The following is an 18,887-nucleotide window of genomic DNA, read 5'->3' on the forward strand; positions in this document are numbered from 1 at the left end:
GCCCGTTCAAACTGCTTTAGCCTATTAAATAAACAGCGGAAGTTATTCCGCTGTTTACAGTAGTCAGCACCAGCCGCCTTCGTCACAGTCTGTGTAGCGTGCTTGCGCTTGATCCGGGACGGAGACATTCTGGTATATTTTTTGGTGTTCGGTTTCAAAATGATGGGACAAGTTGAAAGAAGATCCTTCCGGAAGGCTGATTTGTCCAATTTTTTCGTTTTCAAGATAAAGATCTATCCCATTATTGTTAAGTTTGCCGACGACCCGGTCAGTTATATCGATTTTCTGCTGCTTCAATGTCATGGGTAATCATTCCTTTCATGCATCTGGGTACCCATAGTTTTGCCATGTCTCTGTAAAAGAAAAATAGCAATTAAAGGTAAGAACAAAATGCAGAAGCAGCTGGACATGATATACCCTAAAAGACGCAAAAAACCGGTTCGGAAGTGAACCGGCTCTCTAATTAGTCTTGGTTTGTCATTTCTTCATATTGCTCAGCAGTCATCAAGCTTTCTACTTCGCTTAAATCTGAAGGCTCCACCACAACCATCCATGCTTTTTCATATGGAGATTCGTTTACGAACTCAGGGTTGTCGTTAAGGTCTTCATTTACTTCAACCACTTTACCGCTTAGAGGCGCATAAAGTTCAGACACTGTTTTTACAGATTCTACGCTTCCGAATGGTTCGTTTGCACTCAGCTCATCGCCAACTTCAGGAAGCTCAACAAATACGATGTCACCAAGTTCTGATTGCGCGAAATGCGTAATCCCAATGCGTACTTTCCCATCTTCTGTTTTTACCCACTCATGCTCTTCTGAATAACGTAATTCTTTTGGTGTGCTCATTATGTATCCCTCCATATAAATATTTCAATTTATGATCAGTAATCGATCTCATGGTTAATGGTGGCTTCCAGCTATTAGGAAAGCCATGTCTTTTCATATTCCTCATCTTTGAAGCCAACTGTTACTTTCTCTCCATCTGTCATCAGCGGCCGCTTGATCAGCATGCCGTCTGTTGCCAAAATGTCGAGCAGTTCTTCATCAGAAGAGGTTTTTACTTTGTCCTTCAAGCCGAGCTCCCTATATTTTTGGCCACTCGTATTAAAGAACTTTTTTAGTTCCAAACCGCTGTTTTTATAAAGCGCTTCAAGTTCGCTTCGGGAAGGCGGATTCTCTGTAATATGTATTTCTTCATAGGACAGATTATGTTCGTCAAGCCATTTCTTGGCCTTACGGCATGTCCCGCATTTAGGATACCAATAAAAAGTCAACGCCATTTTTTCACCACCCATTTTAGCAAATTCAAGCTTATCCAAAATTGCTGCCTTTTAATTGAATAGTAACATAAAAGGGTGACAAAGCATAACCTTGATCACCAATTTAATATTCGACATTTTTCTATTTGTTCCTGCATGCCGGAAAAAGTTTTTGAATGGTTATTTTTACAATAATAAAGCCCCCTTCATCGGAAGGGAGCTAAGCCAGATTAAACGGTAAAACGTTCCGCGTCGATCAGTTTTTCTGATGCTTCACGCTTCTTGGTAATCACATTGATTGGCGTATGGCGTGTGAATTTGCGCAGTGCTGACATCATCATGCGCAGTGCATCGCCGTTTTCAACTGCCACAAGTGTTTCCTTTGCATCCTGCTCGATTTCGTTAAATGCCTCCTGGCAGAAGATTTGAGTGTACAGGAGCTTTTGTTTGCTCTTTTCAAGGCCGGCTTTTTCAATAGCCTTTTCAGTACGAAGAACAACAGATTCCATTGCATAAGCATTCGAAATAATATCCGCAATGTTTACGAGTACTTCCTGTTCTTTATCAAGAGCCTTTCCATACTTTTGTGCTGCCAGACCAGCAGCAAGCAATCCGATCTTCTTCGCGTTCTTAACCAGATATTTTTCCTGCGCAAGCGGCTCGTCACCAGGCTCTTCAGGCATCATCATCATGAGCTCTTCCTGCAGCGCCTGAGCTTTCTGAAATAGTGGAAGCTCTCCTTTAAGTGCTTTGCGAAGGTATGTGCCCGGTACTAATAGACGATTGATTTCGTTTGTTCCTTCGAAAATACGGTTAATGCGTGAGTCACGATAAGCTCTTTCAATCTCATATTCAGCCATGAAACCGTAGCCCCCGTGGATCTGAACACCTTCATCTACTACGTAGTCGAGGACTTCCGTATTGAAGAATTTATTCATGGAGCACTCAATGGCATATTCAGCAATTGACTTTGCGACTTCCTTGCCATCTTTTATTTCCTCATCTGTAAGCTTGCTCATACGGTCCTCGAACAAACCCACTGTACGATACACTGCGCTTTCTGCTGCATAAATTTTTGAAGCCATTGTGCCAAGTTTTTCTTTAGTCAAATTAAATTGAGAGATAGGTGTCTTAAACTGCTGGCGCTGGTTCGCATACTGAACAGCCAGTTCGAATGCACGCTTCGCTCCGCCAACTGCTCCTACACCTAACTTATAGCGGCCAATATTTAAGATATTAAAAGCAATCACATGGCCCTTGCCAAATTCACCCAGCAGGTTTTCCTTTGGCACCTTGGCGTCTTCAAGAATTAACGTACGGGTAGAAGAGCTCTTGATTCCCATTTTCTTTTCTTCTGCCCCTACAGATACACCTGGGAATTCTCTTTCAACGATGAATGCAGAAAAGTGTTCGCCGTCAATTTTTGCATATACTACGAATACATCTGCGAAGCCTGCATTTGTTATCCATTGCTTTTCACCGTTTAATACATAGTGTGTGCCCTCAGCATTCAGCTTGGCGGTTGTTTTTGCCCCAAGAGCGTCAGAACCTGAGCTTGGCTCTGTCAATGCATAAGCGGCAAGCTTTTCACCTGTAGCAAGTTCAGGAAGGTATTTTTGCTTTTGCTCTTCATTTCCAAATAGAACAATCGGAAGAGAGCCAATGCCGACATGTGCGCCGTGAGAGATGGAAAAGCCGCCTGCACGCGCCATTTTTTCTGCAATAAGTGCTGAGCTTACTTTATCTAATGCAAGTCCGCCGTATTCCTCTGGAACATCTGCGCCTAATAGGCCAAGATCTCCAGCTTGCTTCAATAGTTTTACCGAACGGTCAAATTCATGGTTTTCAAGATGTTCAATTTGCGGTACAACTTCATTCACTACATAATCTTCAGTCGTCTTAGCAATCATAACCTGCTCATCTGTATAGTCTTCAGGTGTAAAAACCCGGTCATAGGAAACATCTTCGATTAAAAAGCTTCCGCCTTTGATAAGATTTTCAGTTTGATTTGACATTTACTTTCCTCCATTCTGTTTTTGCGGAGAAAAGCCTGTGGCTTCTCTCCAATTTTCGATTCATCTTATAAAAGTTCAAATACTCCGGCTGCGCCCATGCCGCCACCGATGCACATTGTTACTACTCCGAATTGCTGATTGCGGCGTTTCATTTCATGAATTAGAGACAGAGTGAGCTTGGCTCCGGAACAGCCCAGCGGGTGCCCGAGTGCAATAGCGCCTCCGTTAACATTTACTTTCTCTTCATCCAATCCCAGCTCACGGATAATTTGAATGGATTGGGATGCAAAAGCTTCATTCAATTCAAATAAACCAATATCCGAAAGCTCCAGCCCTGCAAGCTTTAATGCTTTAGGAATGGCCACAACCGGGCCGACACCCATGATCTCAGGAGGGACACCGCCTACGGCAAAGCTTCTGAATTTAGCCATTGGCTTCAATCCTGATGATTCTGCTTTTTCCCGGTCCATAACCATTACGGCTGCTGCTCCATCACTTGTCTGAGATGAATTTCCGGCTGTGACACTTCCGGTTACCGAGAATGCGGGACGCAGTTTTCCAAGTGATTCCATCGTGGAATCTGCACGAACACCTTCATCCTGGCTAAATTGGATTGTTTTTTCTGTAAGCTTATTGTCTTTTCCAACAGATCTGAACGTTACGTCTACAGGTACAATTTCATCTGCAAATTTTCCTTCCTGGATTGCCTTAGCAGCCTTCTGATGACTTCTGACAGCAAATGCATCCTGGTCTTCACGTGTAATGCCATACTTTTTTGCAACCTCTTCAGCTGTATGTCCCATACCCATATAATATTGAGGAGCTGTTTCCGCCAGTTTGGCGTTCGGGCGGACTACATGCCCCATCATTGGCACCAGGCTCATAGATTCTGCTCCGCCGGCGATAATTGTATCTGCATGGCCAATCATGATTTTTTCAGCTGCATAGGCAATTGCCTGCAGGCCTGAAGAACAATAGCGATTGATCGTTATCCCCGGCACTTCATGTGAAAGTCCGGCAAGGGCGCCGATATTCCTGGCCATGTTCAGCCCCTGTTCTGCTTCAGGCATAGAACATCCGATAATTAAATCATCGATATTTCCTTCATAATTTCCTGCACGCTTTAGGGTTTCTTTTACTGCGAGTGCTCCTAAGTCATCCGGCCTGACATTTGCAAGCGTACCTTTTTTGGCTTTGCCGACCGGTGTCCTGGCACCTGCAACTATAACCGCTTCTCTCATCATGTTCCCTCTCTTTCTATTAATGTCCCACTCTATCACTTAATTGCGCAATGGTTTCCCTTTTAAAAGCATGTGCTGCATACGCTGCTGTGATTTTGGTTCCGCAACAAGGCTAAGGAATGCTTCGCGCTCCAAGTCAAGCAAGTATTGCTCATCAACTTCTGTTCCGTATGGCACTTTTCCGCCTGCAATTACATAGGCAAGCTTTTTGGCAATTTTCAAATCATGCTCTGAAATATAGCCGGAGTAAAGCATTGCCTGTGCTCCCAGCAGAAGGGTTGCATAACCTGTTTCACCGACAACAGGCACCTTTTTGCGGACAGGGGGCTTATAACCTTTCTCATGCAGTGCAAGGACAGCCTGCTTTGCATCATAAAGGAGATGATCCCCATTCACACTGATGCCATCTGCCAGGTTCAGGAAGTTATTGTCTCTTGCTTCCTCGCCAGATGTTGAAACTTTTGCCATTGCAATCGATTCAAACACTTTATTCGCAACCTTTTGAAGGTCAAATTCCACACCATTTGGCATATTTTCAAGATGCTTCAAATAAAGCTCCTTGTTTCCGCTTCCTCCCGGGATCAGGCCGACACCCGCTTCAACCAGCCCCATATATGTTTCGCTTGATGCCTGAATATGTGCAGCAGGCAGACATACCTCAGCCCCGCCGCCAAGTGTCATGCCAAATGGAGCGGCAACAACCGGCTTTGCGCTGTACTTAATTTTCATCATGGCATTCTGGAAGTGGCGGACTACCATATCCAGCTCATAAATATTGTCATCCTGCGCTTCCATGAGAATCATTCCAAGATTGGCGCCTACACAGAAGTTCTTGCCCTGATTCCCGATTACAAGCCCTTTGTAGTTCTTCTCCACTTCGTCTACCGCAAAGTTGATCATCTGGATAATATCCAATCCAATGGCATTGCTCTGCGAATGGAACTCCAGCAATGCAACCCCATCGCCTATATCAACAAGGCTTGCACCGGTATTCTTTTTAATAACACCTTTTTGCTTCTTAAGCTGTTTTAAATTAAGTACTTTAGGGTTTTCCTCGATTAATCTGTACTCGCCATTATGATAAAAATATTTCCGTCCCTCTTCTTCTTTGTAGAAGGAATTAATGCCTTTTTCCAGCATCTCTTTTACCCATGCCGGCACTTCTTCGCCTGCTTCCTCCATTTTTCGAACCGATTTCTCTACTCCAATGGCATCCCAGGTTTCAAACGGGCCCAGTTCCCAGCCAAAGCCCCATTTCATCGCACGGTCTATCGCTGTCACATCATCAGCTATTTCGCCGTGAAGCTGTGCTGAATAAAGAAGAGCCGGGCTTAGAATGTTCCACAATAATTGGCCAGAGCGATCATCTGAGTATACAAGCGCTTTCAATTTTCCCGCAGTGCCTTTTTCCTGTTTGGCCAGTTCAGTCGAAGCTGTCTTAAGCTTTTGGCGCGGGCCATATTCCAAAGTTTCCGGATTCAGCTCCAGAATCTCTTTGCCTTTTTTCAGGAAAAATCCTTGCCCTGTTTTGCTTCCAAGCCAGCCTTTTTCCTGCATCACTTTCATGAAGTCCGGAACTTCAAAAACATCCTTTTCTTTCCCATCCACCTGGCCATAAACATTGTTTGCCACGTGTATAAATGTATCAAGCCCTACCACATCAAGTGTTCTGAAGGTAGCACTTTTCGGCCTGCCTATCAGCGGCCCTGTGATGGAATCTACTTCGCCGACACTGTATCCGCCCTTCAGCATCTCCTGCACTGTAACCAGCAGGCCATACGTGCCGATCCGGTTGGCGATAAAGTTCGGTGTATCTTTTGCTTCAACTACTCCTTTACCCAGTACATCTTCGCCAAACTGCTTCATAAATGACAGCACTTCAGAAGAAGTGTTTTTAGTAGGTATGACTTCAAGAAGCTTTAAGTAGCGGGGAGGATTAAAGAAGTGCGTTCCCAGGAAGTGTTTTTGAAAATCTTCCGAGCGCCCTTCTGACATTGCTTCAACAGATATCCCTGACGTATTGGAGCTGACAATGCTCCCAGGCTTACGGTGCCGGTCTACTTTTTCAAAAACCTGCTTCTTTATGCTGAGGTTTTCCACAACAACTTCAATAATCCAATCGACATCCTTCAGACGCTCCATGTCATCTTCAAAGTTTCCTGCCTCAATCAAAGCCATATTCTTTTTAGAAGTTAATGGGGCGGGCTTTTGTTTTAACAGCTTTTGGCGGTTCCCTTCACTGATTCGATTGCGGACTGCTTTATTTTCAAGAGTAAGACCCTTCGCCTTTTCGGCATCCGTTAATTCGCGAGGCGCGATATCCAGTAAAAGTGTTGGAATTCCGATATTGGCCAGATGGGCTGCGATCCCCGATCCCATTACTCCTGAGCCTAAAACTGCCGCCTTTTTTATTTGTTGGATCAACTTTGTTTCCCCCTTTTGCTTTTTTGAATGAATACTCATTCATTTTATTTTCAAAAAAAATATGCTTCTCTTCTGAATGAGTTCTGTTAGTTATAACTATAAAATATTTGCAAAATTTACGCAATGATTTTAAGCGGAAATTTAAAAATGTTTTGAAATTTTATATTGTCTCAGCTGTAATTTTTTTGTGCAATTTGTGATAAGTGTTTTGGACACTCTAAAAAGGAAACATTTTTAATTCGTGAGCAGAGGTGAAAGAAATGGGAAAAATGAAAAAAGATCCTTCTAAGGCAGGAGTCAGCGCTGCTAGTGTCCAGGGAGATGCAGGCCCGACTGTTGAGAGGGAAGGACCTAAGAAAAGAAATAGCCAAAATAATCAATATAAGCGATGAGCCGTTTTTTTTGAAAACAGGCTGCCTTCGGTCTTTTTATAATTTGCATTATGCAGATAGGTAAATCATCTTCAGCAGAATAGCAAACATTTTTCAGAGGCAAGATATGTTCGAATAACGCTATTAGAATTGGAGGAACAAATTATGCAGCAGCAAAATATGAACATGCAGAATCAGCAGGGCATTATGCAGCAGCCTCCTGCTGTCATTTCCACTAAAGATGCCCTTTACTTAACAGACATGCTTTCATGGAATCTTCTGGCATGTAAAAAAGCGCATTTTTACGCGCAGCAATGCCAGGACCAGGAGCTAAAAACACATTTCGAGCAATGCGGCCAAATGCATCAGCGTCACTATGAACAGCTGCTTGTTCATTTAAACCAGCAAAGTCAGCAAAACTTTATGGGAATGCAATAGGAAGGAGCATTGAAAATGAACCAGAACCAGAATCCCAATACGATTCAAAATCCCGAAACACAGGTAAATAAAACACCCCAAATGAATGAGCGGGATTTTACAAATGATATTCTATCTACTGAAAAGTATATGACAGATGCCTATTCGGTTGCCTTAAATGAGGCAAGCCACCAAAGCCTGTATCAGGATATTCTTGCGGCATTTAATGAAACACAAAACCAGCAGAGAGAATTTTACAATCTAATGTTCAGAAAAGGCTGGTATAAGGTTGAAGCTGCAGATCAGCAAAAGCTCCAGCAATCCTATCAGCAGTTTCAGGGCTACACCAATCAATTGCCTTATGGCAATGGCCAGATGCAATAAGAAAAGCGGAAGCGCCTTGTCCACCCCCGACAAGCACAAGACGAGCCTCACGGAAAGGCGTTCTTTGCCTTTTTGGGAGGCTTGGCTTGTGACCTCGAGGGGGTAGGCGCTCCTCCTAAAAGCTAACGCTTTTAGTCGTGCGATGATGTTGCTGTCGAAGTGTTCCTTGTGGAGCTAGACAATTATTGCAATATGCTAAAAGAACCGCTGCTTTTGATGGCAGCGGTTTATTTAAATACATAAGGTTTACTTTTTTTTGCTTCTCATCTCTTCATTCAGTGTTTTTATTTCAGCTATGAGAGTTTTCATTTCTTCTTTTGCATCAGGATAAGTATCATTCCAGTGCTTAGCTAAAGGCGGCATGGATTTCGCAATAAAAGAGTACAGTGCCCATGCTTCAACCTTTTCTTTTAACTCCGGAGAGGCCTCGCCGATTAGGAGTTCGGTATATTTTTCAAGCAGGCCATCCAGCTGTTCCTTCAAACGATCATTCATCAGGAATCCTCCTTTTACTGTTGCAGGAAAGTGGACAAGTCCCGCATCGTTTACCGCTGCTGGTCAAGTAGGAGTAGCAGCATGTTTTCCTGGGCCTTACTGCTGTGCCGGTGTTTTCAATTACAATTTTCCTGCTGTCAAATTTCTTTAAGGGATTCGTATTTTCATCGCCGAATAAATTGCCCGGAGCTTGCTCCAGGATAAACCTATAATCTTCAGCCGCCCTTTCCGAATGTGTTTCCAGGGGTAAAATCTTTTCGTAAAGCCAGAACAGATAAATGGCTATATTCTCCCAAAGAATTAGTTTAGAGACTTTTCCTTCGCTAGCTATTCTATTGATCAGCGGAAAGATATGGCCATTAAAAAGAGTCCTCACCGCATCCTCTCTCCATTGATCCCTATCCATCCCGGCCCCTTGGCCCTGAAGGCGGGTAAAGTGAAAGCCCGGAAGCCACAGACCGTCTATTTCCTGACTTAGAAATGTTATATTTTCATGGCTGATATCCAATTTCACGTTCCAGGATGACATGCAATACAAGTAAATGACAGGCAGAAAGGCATACCTTTTTATTAAAATAGAAGCTGCCGTTTTATTATCAGGTGCTCCTAAATGGTTTTTCACTTCCTTCAGATATGCCCCCGTTTGAGATGGGTCCAGCAAATTTTCCACTTTAATGGTTAAAGGAGAGCTTTCCCCTGAATCCCGGGCAAGTCTGAATTTCCCGAGAGCTTCTGCCTGTTCTCCTGTTAATTTAATCATCCCTGAAGTCCTTGCCCCTTTAAAATACATCGCCCTTTTCCATACGGGATGCATAGCGGTGTGCCGAATAATGGATCTATCGTCACTTCGCATTCCATGCCAAACACGTTTTTAACCAATCCGCAATTAATGACATGTTCCGGCTTGCCCTGAGCAAAAACCTTTTGATCCTTTATCGCAACAATATTATGAGCATAGCGGCAGGCCAAATTCAGATCATGAAGCACCATGACGATGGTACGCTGTTCCATTTCATTCAGCTCGAATAATAAATCAAGGATTTCAATTTGATGTGTCATATCCAAATAGGTTGTTGGCTCATCCAGCAGAATAGTATCTGTATCCTGTGCCAAAGTCATGGCAATCCAAGCCCTCTGACGCTGCCCCCCTGATAGGGAATCGACTGTCCGGTCTTTCAATTCTTCCATACCTGTTGCCTTCAAAGCATTTCTGACTTTTAATTCGTCTTCAGTAGACCATTGCTTCAGCCATGTTTGATAGGGGTATCTTCCCTGTTTGACAAGCTGAAGAACTGTAAGCCCTTCCGGAGCTGAAGGAGATTGTGGCAGAATCGCCATCTTTCTGGCAACATCTTTTGTGGAAAGTTTGGCTATAGCTTCACCTTCCAATAATACAGCACCAGATTTCGGCTTTAGCAGCCTGGCAATAGATCTTAGCAATGTCGATTTCCCGCAGCCATTTCCACCAATAAATACAGTGATTTCCCCTTTAGGTATTTCCAGGTCCAGTTCATTAATAATAATGGTGTCTCCATATGACAAGGTTAAGTCTTTGGTAGCGATTGCTTGCCCTGCTGTCATCTCTGCCCTCTCCTTTTCCTAATATTTATATCTATAGGCTCTCCAGTTGCCTGTATCATACGAGTTTCAAGCTTTTCCAGCTTATGCGTTTCTTGTCTTGAAAAGCAGGTAAATGAAGTAAGGTGCGCCAATGCTTGCTGTAAACACCCCCGCCGGAATTTCAAGCGGCGAGAACAAAGTCCTGCCTATCAGATCGGCTGCCATGACCAGGATTCCTCCAATCAATGCAGAAGCCGGAAGCAAAGCGCCAAAAGCAGAGCCTACCATCCTTCGTGCCATATGAGGAGCCATTAAGCCGACAAAGCCTATCCCTCCGCCGAATGCGACAGCTCCGCCAATTAATGCCGTGCTGACCATCAGCAGCAGAAAACGGTATTTCTGTACAGTGCTGCCTACACCCATGGCAATATCATCGCCAAGTTCCTGGATATTGACATTACGTGACAGAACAAACGCCAGTACCAGAAACACGAGCGTCCAAGGGACCAATATGGCGACATTATCCCAATTTGAACCGTAAACTGTTCCGGTTATCCAGATATTCGCCTGGCTGGCCTGGTAAATTGGTCCAAAGACCATCATCAAAGTGGTCAGCGCCTTCATTAAACTTGCAAGTCCAATTCCAATTAAAACAAGGCGTATTGGCGACACTCCATCCTTGTAGGCCAGAAAATAAACAAGGAAAGCCAGAATAGCAGCACCCGCAAAAGCTGCAAGAGGCATCCAATTAATACTTACAGTTAATGCATTGTTTTTATCACTAAAGAAAGCAAGAAAACCTACAACTGCTACAGATGCTCCCCCTGTAATCCCGATAATATCAGGAGATGCAAGCGGATTTCTAATAATCCCCTGCAGAATGCCCCCCGCTGCAGCAAGCGCCATTCCCACCATCAAGGCAACGATGATTCTTGGAAGTCTGAATGACTGAATGATCAGCCTATCCATATCCGAACCACCGCCAAAGAATACCTGCACTACCTTTAGAGGGCTGATCTTCATTTCACCCGTGCCGGTGCTGATCACGAATACTCCAGCAGCAGCTGCTACCAATAATAAAAATGTGATAAGTGCTTTCCTGTTTACTAAAAAAGATATCTTATCGCCAAAAAAGCGCAAATTATAATATTTTTTCATTATTTATTGAACCCCCTTCTGGCAATATATACAAAGAAAGGAGTTCCAATAACGGCGGTCATGACACCGACAGGTACTTCCTGCGGCATGATGATGTACCTGGATGCTATGTCTGCAATCAGAAGGAGCATCCCGCCGAGAAGACCCGCATAAGGAATAACCCAGCGATGATCAATGCCTACGACAGCCCGGGTCAAATGTGGAATGACAATGCCGAGGAAACCAATGGGACCTGCGACAGCTACCGCCCCTCCTGACAGAAGAACAATAACAATGCCTGCACCCAATTTAAGCAATCCTGTTTTCAAGCCCAGCCCCTTCGCAACATCCTCACCCATTGACAGGACGTTCAATTTTCCAGCAATGATGAGTGAAAAGATCCAGCCGGCCAGTAAATATGGGAATACAGCTGCGAGGGTCTCAAGCTTCCTTCCGGATACAGACCCCGCCAGCCAAAACAGCACCTGCTCAAGGGCAGTCTCATTAATGACGAGAAAGCCTTGTGTCATTGAAGCAAACATGGCACTCATCGCCGCACCGGCAAGGGTTAATTTCATAGGCGTCAGCCCTTCCCTGCCGATAGAGCCGATAATATATACAAATATAAATGAAACAGCTGCTCCCAGAAATGATACCCATGTAAAGACCTGCAGATTACTGATGGAAAATAGCGTTACTGTAATGACAACTGCAAATCCGGCACCTGCGTTAATTCCGAAGATTTCAGGAGCAGCAAGAGGATTCTTTGTTAATGACTGGAGCAGGACACCCGCAATGGCTAAGCTTGCCCCTACCGCCGCGGCAATCAAAGCTCTCGGCAGACGGACAGATTGAATGATTATGTGTTCATTCGTTCCATCAAAGTTTGTAAATGCATCAATTGCCATCTTCCAGGTTGTGTCGGTATATCCGTATACAATACTGAAAGACATTAATACTAATAAAAGGAGAACAGCTGCCAATAGCCCAGCCCATCTCAGAGAATTTGTTTTTAATAGCATAGCGAGACCCTTCTTGCGTCTATTTTATAAGGTATAGTTACATTTTCAGTCTATTGTACAGAGGATTAGCTGTCAACGAGTTTGAAAATCATTTTCAATGAAAATGATTTTCAATTACCTATTGACAATATAAAGCGTTCACATTAGTATAAAAATATCAAATGAAAATGATTATCATTAACAACGAAAAATGGAGGAGTACATAATGAAATTCAAGTCTTTACTAGCCATTCTTTCAGTTTTCACAATCTTGTTCCTGGCTGCCTGCGGGAATAACAGTGAACAGGATGAGAAAGCCGATAAGGAAAAAGAAGGAACCAAAACAGAAGATACAGGCTATACAGTTGAGCATGCAATGGGCACAACTGAGCTTGATAAAGCACCTGAAAAAGTTGTCATTTTGACTAACGAAGGTACTGAAGCATTACTTTCCATGGGTGTTACTCCAGTTGGTGCCGTTCAGTCCTGGACTGGCGATCCGTGGTATGACCATATCGCTGATGATATGAAAGATGTTCAGATTGTTGGTACAGAAAGTGAAGTCAATGTAGAAGCAATAGCAGCGCTGCAGCCGGACCTTATTATCGGCAACAAAATGCGCCAGGAAAAAATCTTTGATCAATTAAATGACATTGCTCCTACTGTCTTTGCTGAAACATTACGCGGAGACTGGAAGGAAAATTTCGAGCTTTACGCAAAAGCTATCAATAAAGAAGAAGAAGGCAAAAAAGTCCTTGCTGATTATGACAGCCGCATCGAAGAAATTAAAACGAGCCTTGGCGATAAATTAGACCAGGAAGTTTCCATTGTCCGCTTCATGGCTGGGGACGTCCGCATCTACCATAAAGACTCCTTCTCAGGCGTCATTCTTGATCAAATTGGACTTGCACGTCCGGAAAGCCAGAATGTTGATGACTTCGCTGAAAAGAATGCTACGAAAGAGCGCATTCCTGCCATGGATGGAGATGTTTTATTCTACTTCACATATGAAACAGGGGATGGCGAAGCAAATAAACTTGCTAAAGAATGGATTGAAGATCCATTATTCAAGAACCTTAAAGTAGCTCAGGAAGGCAATGTTCATGAAGTCAGCGACACCATCTGGAATACTGCCGGAGGCGTTATTGCTGCTAACCTGCTATTGGATGACATTGAGAAATACCTTGTGAAGTAATGCAAAACTTGTGATTGCGCTCCCATAATACCCCCTCTTTTATGAGAGCTCAAATATATATTAACTTCGGCGCCTGCCTAACGGACTCGAGTGGCCAGGCACCGGAGCTTAATAAAAAAGGAACCTGACCCAGGTTCCTTTTTTATTTGCCCTCACTATCTTCTTAAAGTACCCCGACACCTAAACATTATTTTTGTTGCCTTCCATTCATAAGTTTTCCAAAACCGGCAACAATAAGCGTAATGCCGAAAATGATGGTGATTTACCTATGAGGAAATGGTTGAAGAATAAACGGATTAAAGAGGATATAGAGCATAAGGAATGGGAGCAATCCTTCATTAAATCCAAAGACTTTAAAAAAATCTTTTATTATAACCAAAAAACGAATGTGCGTTTTGGACTTACTTTCATGGCTACGTTAATCGATGAAAATATTATCCAGGATGGCATTCTCCCAAACCTGCTCGAAGACGAGTTTCGGGAAATCGAGGACATTAAACAGCTTGTTCCTGTAGCTGATGTGCAGATTTGCGACGACCCTTCTTTAATTGAACAAAAGCTGATGAATGGCTACGTCATGCTGACGATTGAGACAGAGCTCAAACATTTCGGCTTTATAGCTGCGCAAAAAGAAATAGTCAGAGGTTTAAGCCAGCCTGAGGTTGAGTTTTCTGTTATCGGTCCCAAGGAAGCCTTTGTAGAATCAATGGGCCAAAATTTGAATTTAATCCGGAAACGCCTGCCTGTAAAAGAACTGATCATTGAAGAATTCACACTGGGAAGTCTGTCAAAGACTTCAGTCGCAATTCTTTATATGGAAAATATCACGAATGAGGATAATGTAGACACTGTCAGGCAGAGACTTAAGAACGTACAGTTTGATGCCATCACAGACAGCTCTTATATTGTCCAGCTGATTAGCGATAACTCCAATTCCCCTTTCCCTCAGCTGCTTGATACAGAGCGGCCTGATAGGGTCGCGGGGATTTTGGCAGAGGGAAAAATCGCTATTGTGGTTGACGGATCACCCCATGTATTAATAACGCCAACCACCCTCGTTGAGTTTTTCAGCTCTTTTGAAGATTATTTTTTAAATTGGATTTTATCTTCTTTTTTCCGGCTTATCCGCTTGTTCGCGGTTGCGTTTTCTATTCTGATTACACCTATTTATGTAGCAACTCTTTCATATCATTATGAATTGATTCCAAAGGATTTGATGAGTACTTTAATCACATCAAGGCGGGAGATTCCGCTTCCTCCTATTCTTGAAGCGCTGTTTTTAGAGCTTACGATTGAATTGCTTCGCGAGGCTGGAGCACGTCTTCCGACGAAGGTCGGCCAGACAATCGGTATCGTGGGAGGAATTGTAATAGGAACTGCATCAGTAGAAGCAGGCCTGACGAGTAACGTCCTGCTAATTATTGTAGCCCTTGCAGCTCTCGCTTCCTTTACAACACCTGTATACAGGATGGGCAATACGATTCGTTTGCTTCGCTTTCCTTTTCTGTTTTTCGCAGAGTTATGGGGCCTGCTCGGAATTGTATTTTGCTTCTGTGTACTGTTGACTCATTTAACCAGGCTGACTTCACTTGGAAGGCCATTCCTTGAACCGCTCTACCCCCCTCGGGTGGTGGATATGAAGGATGCCCTTATCCGGCTTCCATTTGAAGCACAATCCAAAAGGCCGATTTTTTTAAGAACTAAAAATCCTATCCGTTTTAACAAGAAAAAAGCAAAAAAGAAAAAAGATATTGATGAATAATGAAGCAGGTATCTGCGCAGAGCGTTTTGAGATTATCATATGGAGGTGAACCAGATGAAGGAACAGCCTATACCAGAGAGATTACAAATATCCCCCTTTTTAGTATTTTACATGGTTATGTCCATACAAATCGGAATTGGCGTGTTAGGTTATCAGAGAATTATTGCAATGGATGCAGGATATGATGCCTGGATATCCATTTTATTTGCCGGCGGATGCATTCACGTAATTATTTGGTTAATCTATAAAATCTGCGAGACTGCTGGCGGTGATATTGTAACTGCACATAAATACGTCGCAGGAAACTTTATTGGCAAAGCACTCAGCGCCATTTTCATTGGCTATTTTATCCTTTTTTCCTTAACAGTTTTAAGGACATTTATAGAAGTCATTCAGGTTTGGATGTTTCCGGAAATCAACACCTTCTGGTTCTCCTTCGGCTTTTTGGCGCTTTGTGTATACATTATTTTTGGGGGATTTAGGACTGTCGTGGGTATCGCATTCTTTGGGCTTGTTTTGCCGGCCTACCTTCTCCTTACATTTGGCTGGGCGCTTAAATTCTCCAATTTTTACAATCTGCTGCCCATTTGGGATCATTCCGTAAAAGAGCTGCTTACAGCTTCTTTTCATATGTCCCTTACTTTTATTGGGTTTGAAAGTATCATTTTTTTCTATCCTTTTATTAAAGAACCAAGGAAATCCCAGAAATGGGCTCATTTGGCCGTAATGACAACTACTCTTATATATACAATTTTAGCCATCATTACCTTTGCCTATTTTTCCGAAGACCAGCTGTCTAAACAAATTTGGGCCAGTTTAACAATGTGGAAAATAGTGGAGATGCCCTTTGTTGAACGTTTTGAATATATTGGAATCGCCAACTGGAACTTAATCATTCTTCCTAATATATGCATATCTGTCTGGATCGCCTCACGGCTCATTAAAAGGGTTTTTAATATCCGCCAGAAAGTGGGCGTATTTTTTGTTGTTGCCGCAGTGCTATCCATTATTACTTTCATGGATACAAGAGAAAAAATTAATATGCTTAATGACTATGTTGGTAAAATGGGATTTATTTTTAACTTTATTTATATTCCTTTGCTTTTCGCTGCGGTTATGATTGCCAAAAAGCTGAAAAAGGGGAAGAAGAAATGAAAAATCTGCTGCTTATTTGTTTAGTGCTGCTGCTAGCCGGCTGTGTGGACAAAGAAATACTGGATGATATTAACATTGAAGTAGGAGTTGGCTACGATTTAGCAGAGGATTCAAAAGACAAATACAGAGGGACAGTATTATTTCAGGAATTTCAGCCTGATAAAAGCGTGATAAACCGGACCTTTTCAGGAAATGGTAAGCTCCGCCAAGATCTTTTATTAGATGTAACCCGGCAATCATCTGAGCCGGTTGTGACAGGCGGATTAAAGGTGGCGGTCTTCGGGCCTAAAATTTCGAGGCAAGGGATCTATGACCTTATAGATTCTTTTCAAAGAGACCCAAGTATTGGTGCACGGGTATTTGTTGTGACTTCGGAGGATAAAGCGGAAGACGTAATGATGGGAGAGTATGGAACAAGGGGAAATTCAACTTACATATATAATTTGATACAGCATAATATTGAGCATCGGGATATTCCGAAAACCAACCTCCACATTGCTTCCCGTAATTATTACGAGAAAGGGAGAGACACATTTCTTCCCCGCATCAAAAAGATTGCGGATGATAAAGTGGAGATCATTGGAGTTAGCCTTTTCGACCAGGATAGGGAGGTAGAAATCCTGCCTTTAAAGGATTTGTTCTTTTTTAAGCTGCTGGTTGACAAATATAGTGAAGGAAATTTCGACGTTAAGTTAGAAAAAGGAAATCTTGCTGCTGTAAAGAGCATTAAATCCAAACATAAAATTAAAATTACTGATAATCATGCTTCCATCAACATTAATATTGAAGGCATTATCCGTGAGTATACCGGCACTAAACTGTCTTCAAAGGTGGTTAAGGACGTAGAAAAAAAACTGGAGAAAAAGGTTGAAAAGGAATGTCTCAAGCTGCTTAAACAGTTTCAGGAGCTTGGAATTGATCCAGTTGGACTGGGCCAAATTAAAAAAACACAGCACAGGAATTTTGATTATAAAAAGTGGGAGGATGAATATAAAACGCTTAATTTTGATGTAAAATGCAATGTCACTGTCGAAGAAACCGGCATTATTGAGTAAGAACGGGCTGTCATAAGCCCGCTCTTTCTATTTAATCACTAGTTGAGAACATATATTTTTTATAATGGTAGCGAATCGAGAATATCAGTCCCATGGCCAGCATATTCCCCATCAGCGAGCTTCCCCCATAGCTGATGAAAGGAAGCGGAATGCCTGTGATAGGCAAAAGGCCGATGGTCATTCCGATATTCTGAAAGACATGGAAGGTAACCATGCTGATAACACCTACACAAATATAGGTATAGAAATTGTTCTTCGTTTCCATGCCAATCTTGGTAATATGGTAAATCAGCAGGAAGAAAAGGCTGACCACAATGCTAGCCCCTACAAAACCAAATTCTTCGCCTACAATACTGAAAATAAAATCGGTATGGCTCTCAGGCAGATAGACTTCCCTCGTTCCATATCCTTTCCCGCTTGTTTCCCCTGATCCAATGGCAAGGAGAGAACGTGTCAGCTGAAACCCGGTTGAACTTTGGTAATTATAGGGGTCAATCCAGGAATAGATGCGCGCAAACTGATATTCCTTTACTCCCAGATACTTCTCAAGGATATCCGGATGCCATAAAACAAAATATAAAATGGTGCCTGCGAGAGCCGCACCTGTTCCAAATATAGGCGCAAGCAGCTTCCAGCTGATTCCTGAAATGAAGATCATGCCAAGCATGATTGCCAGAAAGACAAGGCTTGTCCCTAAATCGGGCTGCTGCATAACCAGCAGCAGAGGCACCATTGTTAATCCAGCCAATTTAATCAGCAGCCATAAATCAGTCTGCATGGTTTTGTATTGATTTTTTTGATGATGCTCATCGATCGTTTTCGCTAATACCAGAATAATGAACACTTTAACAAGCTCAGCTGGCTGAAGGGATCCCATCCCAGGAACCTTGTACCATGCTTTTGCCCCATTAATGACAGGAGCTATGCTTGCTGGCGCCACAACCAGGAATCCAAGCAGTACAATGCCGAGGCCATACACATACCAGGAAATTTTCTTCAGCTGATCGGAATCCAGTGTGATTACGGCAGCGATGATTCCTGTTCCAACGGCATACCAGACAACCTGCTTCAATAGGAAGTTTTCTGTATATTGTCCTGTAGTCTGTGCGCTGTAAATAGAGATAGCACTTACCAGGAATAGCAGCATCAATATTAATACTAAGCCCCAATCCAGCTTAGGAGGTGTATATCGATTTGAGGTCATGATCATTCTCCTTTAAAAAACAAAACCATTTACCTTTTAAGGCATAACGGAGCACAGTGCAAGGAATAGCATATGTACCTCACAATATTCCTCGCTACAATATTTCATTATATTTTTTATAGAGACAAATCACAACTTCTAAAAGCGAATGGTTATTATTTCAAATTTTTACGATTACTGAGAATAGTTATTTACGGCCATATTCAGCACA

At 42.8% G+C, this 18,887-nt stretch carries 19 protein-coding genes; 7 read left to right on the plus strand and 12 right to left on the minus strand.

All coding sequences use genetic code 11. The features are described from left to right. Positions 1–63 precede the first annotated feature (63 nt). From BK139_RS11715 to BK139_RS11740, 6 genes are all read right to left on the minus strand, one after another. Complete coding sequence (locus BK139_RS11715; RefSeq protein WP_076258837.1) at positions 64–303, minus strand: YusG family protein; 240 nt, start codon at positions 301–303, stop codon at positions 64–66. Between the two features lie 160 nt (positions 304–463). After that, positions 464–847 (minus strand): glycine cleavage system protein GcvH, encoded by a 384-nt coding sequence (gene gcvH, locus BK139_RS11720; RefSeq protein ID WP_076258840.1) that lies wholly within the window; start codon positions 845–847, stop codon positions 464–466. Positions 848–921: 74 nt separating this feature from the next. Further along, positions 922–1,281: an arsenate reductase family protein gene (locus BK139_RS11725; RefSeq protein WP_076259007.1), complete on the minus strand. Its 360-nt coding sequence runs from the start codon at positions 1,279–1,281 to the stop codon at positions 922–924. Between the two features lie 209 nt (positions 1,282–1,490). Then, positions 1,491–3,275 (minus strand): acyl-CoA dehydrogenase family protein, encoded by a 1,785-nt coding sequence (locus BK139_RS11730; protein ID WP_076258842.1) that lies wholly within the window; start codon positions 3,273–3,275, stop codon positions 1,491–1,493. A gap of 65 nt (positions 3,276–3,340) precedes the next feature. Beyond that, entirely contained in the window at positions 3,341–4,516 is a 1,176-nt protein-coding gene (locus BK139_RS11735) for an acetyl-CoA C-acetyltransferase (RefSeq protein ID WP_076258844.1), read from the minus strand. Between the two features lie 39 nt (positions 4,517–4,555). Next, positions 4,556–6,937 carry a 3-hydroxyacyl-CoA dehydrogenase/enoyl-CoA hydratase family protein gene (locus BK139_RS11740; RefSeq protein WP_076259009.1) on the minus strand — a complete coding sequence of 794 codons (2,382 nt, stop codon included), beginning with the start codon at positions 6,935–6,937 and terminating at the stop codon, positions 4,556–4,558. Between the two features lie 263 nt (positions 6,938–7,200). Here BK139_RS11740 and BK139_RS11745 point away from each other — a divergent pair, with 263 nt between their 5' ends. The 3 genes from BK139_RS11745 to BK139_RS11755 all read left to right on the plus strand — a co-directional run bounded on the left by BK139_RS11745 (position 7,201) and on the right by BK139_RS11755 (position 8,112). Continuing rightward, positions 7,201–7,332: a YuzL family protein gene (locus BK139_RS11745; RefSeq protein WP_076258846.1), complete on the plus strand. Its 132-nt coding sequence runs from the start codon at positions 7,201–7,203 to the stop codon at positions 7,330–7,332. Positions 7,333–7,476: 144 nt separating this feature from the next. Beyond that, the gene (locus tag BK139_RS11750) at positions 7,477–7,749 is read left to right on the plus strand and encodes a hypothetical protein (RefSeq protein ID WP_035329342.1); all 273 of its coding nucleotides are present in this window, start codon (positions 7,477–7,479) and stop codon (positions 7,747–7,749) included. Between the two features lie 15 nt (positions 7,750–7,764). Further along, positions 7,765–8,112, plus strand: coding sequence for a spore coat protein (locus BK139_RS11755; RefSeq protein ID WP_053433798.1), 348 nt, complete (start codon positions 7,765–7,767; stop codon positions 8,110–8,112). Positions 8,113–8,358: 246 nt separating this feature from the next. Here BK139_RS11755 and BK139_RS11760 read toward each other — a convergent pair whose 3' ends face one another. From BK139_RS11760 to BK139_RS11780, 5 genes are all read right to left on the minus strand, one after another. Continuing rightward, the gene (locus BK139_RS11760) at positions 8,359–8,607 is read right to left on the minus strand and encodes a YusU family protein (RefSeq protein WP_076258848.1); all 249 of its coding nucleotides are present in this window, start codon (positions 8,605–8,607) and stop codon (positions 8,359–8,361) included. Next, positions 8,600–9,367 (minus strand): IucA/IucC family C-terminal-domain containing protein, encoded by a 768-nt coding sequence (locus BK139_RS11765; RefSeq protein WP_286148611.1) that lies wholly within the window; start codon positions 9,365–9,367, stop codon positions 8,600–8,602. The genes BK139_RS11760 and BK139_RS11765 overlap by 8 nt, the downstream gene beginning before the upstream one ends. Beyond that, entirely contained in the window at positions 9,364–10,188 is an 825-nt protein-coding gene (locus tag BK139_RS11770) for an ABC transporter ATP-binding protein (protein WP_076258855.1), read from the minus strand. The genes BK139_RS11765 and BK139_RS11770 overlap by 4 nt, the downstream gene beginning before the upstream one ends. Before the next feature lie 81 nt (positions 10,189–10,269). Beyond that, positions 10,270–11,325 carry a FecCD family ABC transporter permease gene (locus BK139_RS11775; protein ID WP_076258857.1) on the minus strand — a complete coding sequence of 352 codons (1,056 nt, stop codon included), beginning with the start codon at positions 11,323–11,325 and terminating at the stop codon, positions 10,270–10,272. Beyond that, a complete protein-coding gene (locus tag BK139_RS11780) occupies positions 11,325–12,326 on the minus strand; it encodes a FecCD family ABC transporter permease (RefSeq protein WP_076258859.1) in 1,002 nt (333 codons plus the stop codon). The genes BK139_RS11775 and BK139_RS11780 overlap by 1 nt, the downstream gene beginning before the upstream one ends. 205 nt (positions 12,327–12,531) lie before the next feature. Between BK139_RS11780 and BK139_RS11785 the strand changes: the two genes are divergently transcribed. The 4 genes from BK139_RS11785 to BK139_RS11800 all read left to right on the plus strand — a co-directional run bounded on the left by BK139_RS11785 (position 12,532) and on the right by BK139_RS11800 (position 17,472). Further along, on the plus strand, positions 12,532–13,500 hold the full coding sequence (locus tag BK139_RS11785) for an ABC transporter substrate-binding protein (protein ID WP_076258861.1): 969 nt from the start codon (positions 12,532–12,534) through the stop codon (positions 13,498–13,500). 268 nt (positions 13,501–13,768) lie between these two features. Beyond that, positions 13,769–15,262 (plus strand): spore germination protein, encoded by a 1,494-nt coding sequence (locus BK139_RS11790; RefSeq protein WP_076258864.1) that lies wholly within the window; start codon positions 13,769–13,771, stop codon positions 15,260–15,262. A 54-nt stretch (positions 15,263–15,316) separates the two neighbouring features. After that, entirely contained in the window at positions 15,317–16,417 is a 1,101-nt protein-coding gene (locus BK139_RS11795) for a GerAB/ArcD/ProY family transporter (protein WP_076258866.1), read from the plus strand. Then, positions 16,414–17,472 carry a Ger(x)C family spore germination protein gene (locus BK139_RS11800; RefSeq protein ID WP_076258868.1) on the plus strand — a complete coding sequence of 353 codons (1,059 nt, stop codon included), beginning with the start codon at positions 16,414–16,416 and terminating at the stop codon, positions 17,470–17,472. Before BK139_RS11795 ends, BK139_RS11800 begins: the two co-directional genes overlap by 4 nt. A gap of 31 nt (positions 17,473–17,503) precedes the next feature. Here the strand turns inward: BK139_RS11800 and rodA are convergent, their stop codons facing one another. Beyond that, positions 17,504–18,676, minus strand: coding sequence for a rod shape-determining protein RodA (gene rodA, locus BK139_RS11805; protein WP_076258871.1), 1,173 nt, complete (start codon positions 18,674–18,676; stop codon positions 17,504–17,506). Positions 18,677–18,887 lie beyond the last annotated feature (211 nt).

Source organism: Paenibacillus sp. FSL R5-0490, assembly GCF_001956215.1.
Lineage (GTDB): Bacteria > Bacillota > Bacilli > Bacillales > Cytobacillaceae > Cytobacillus.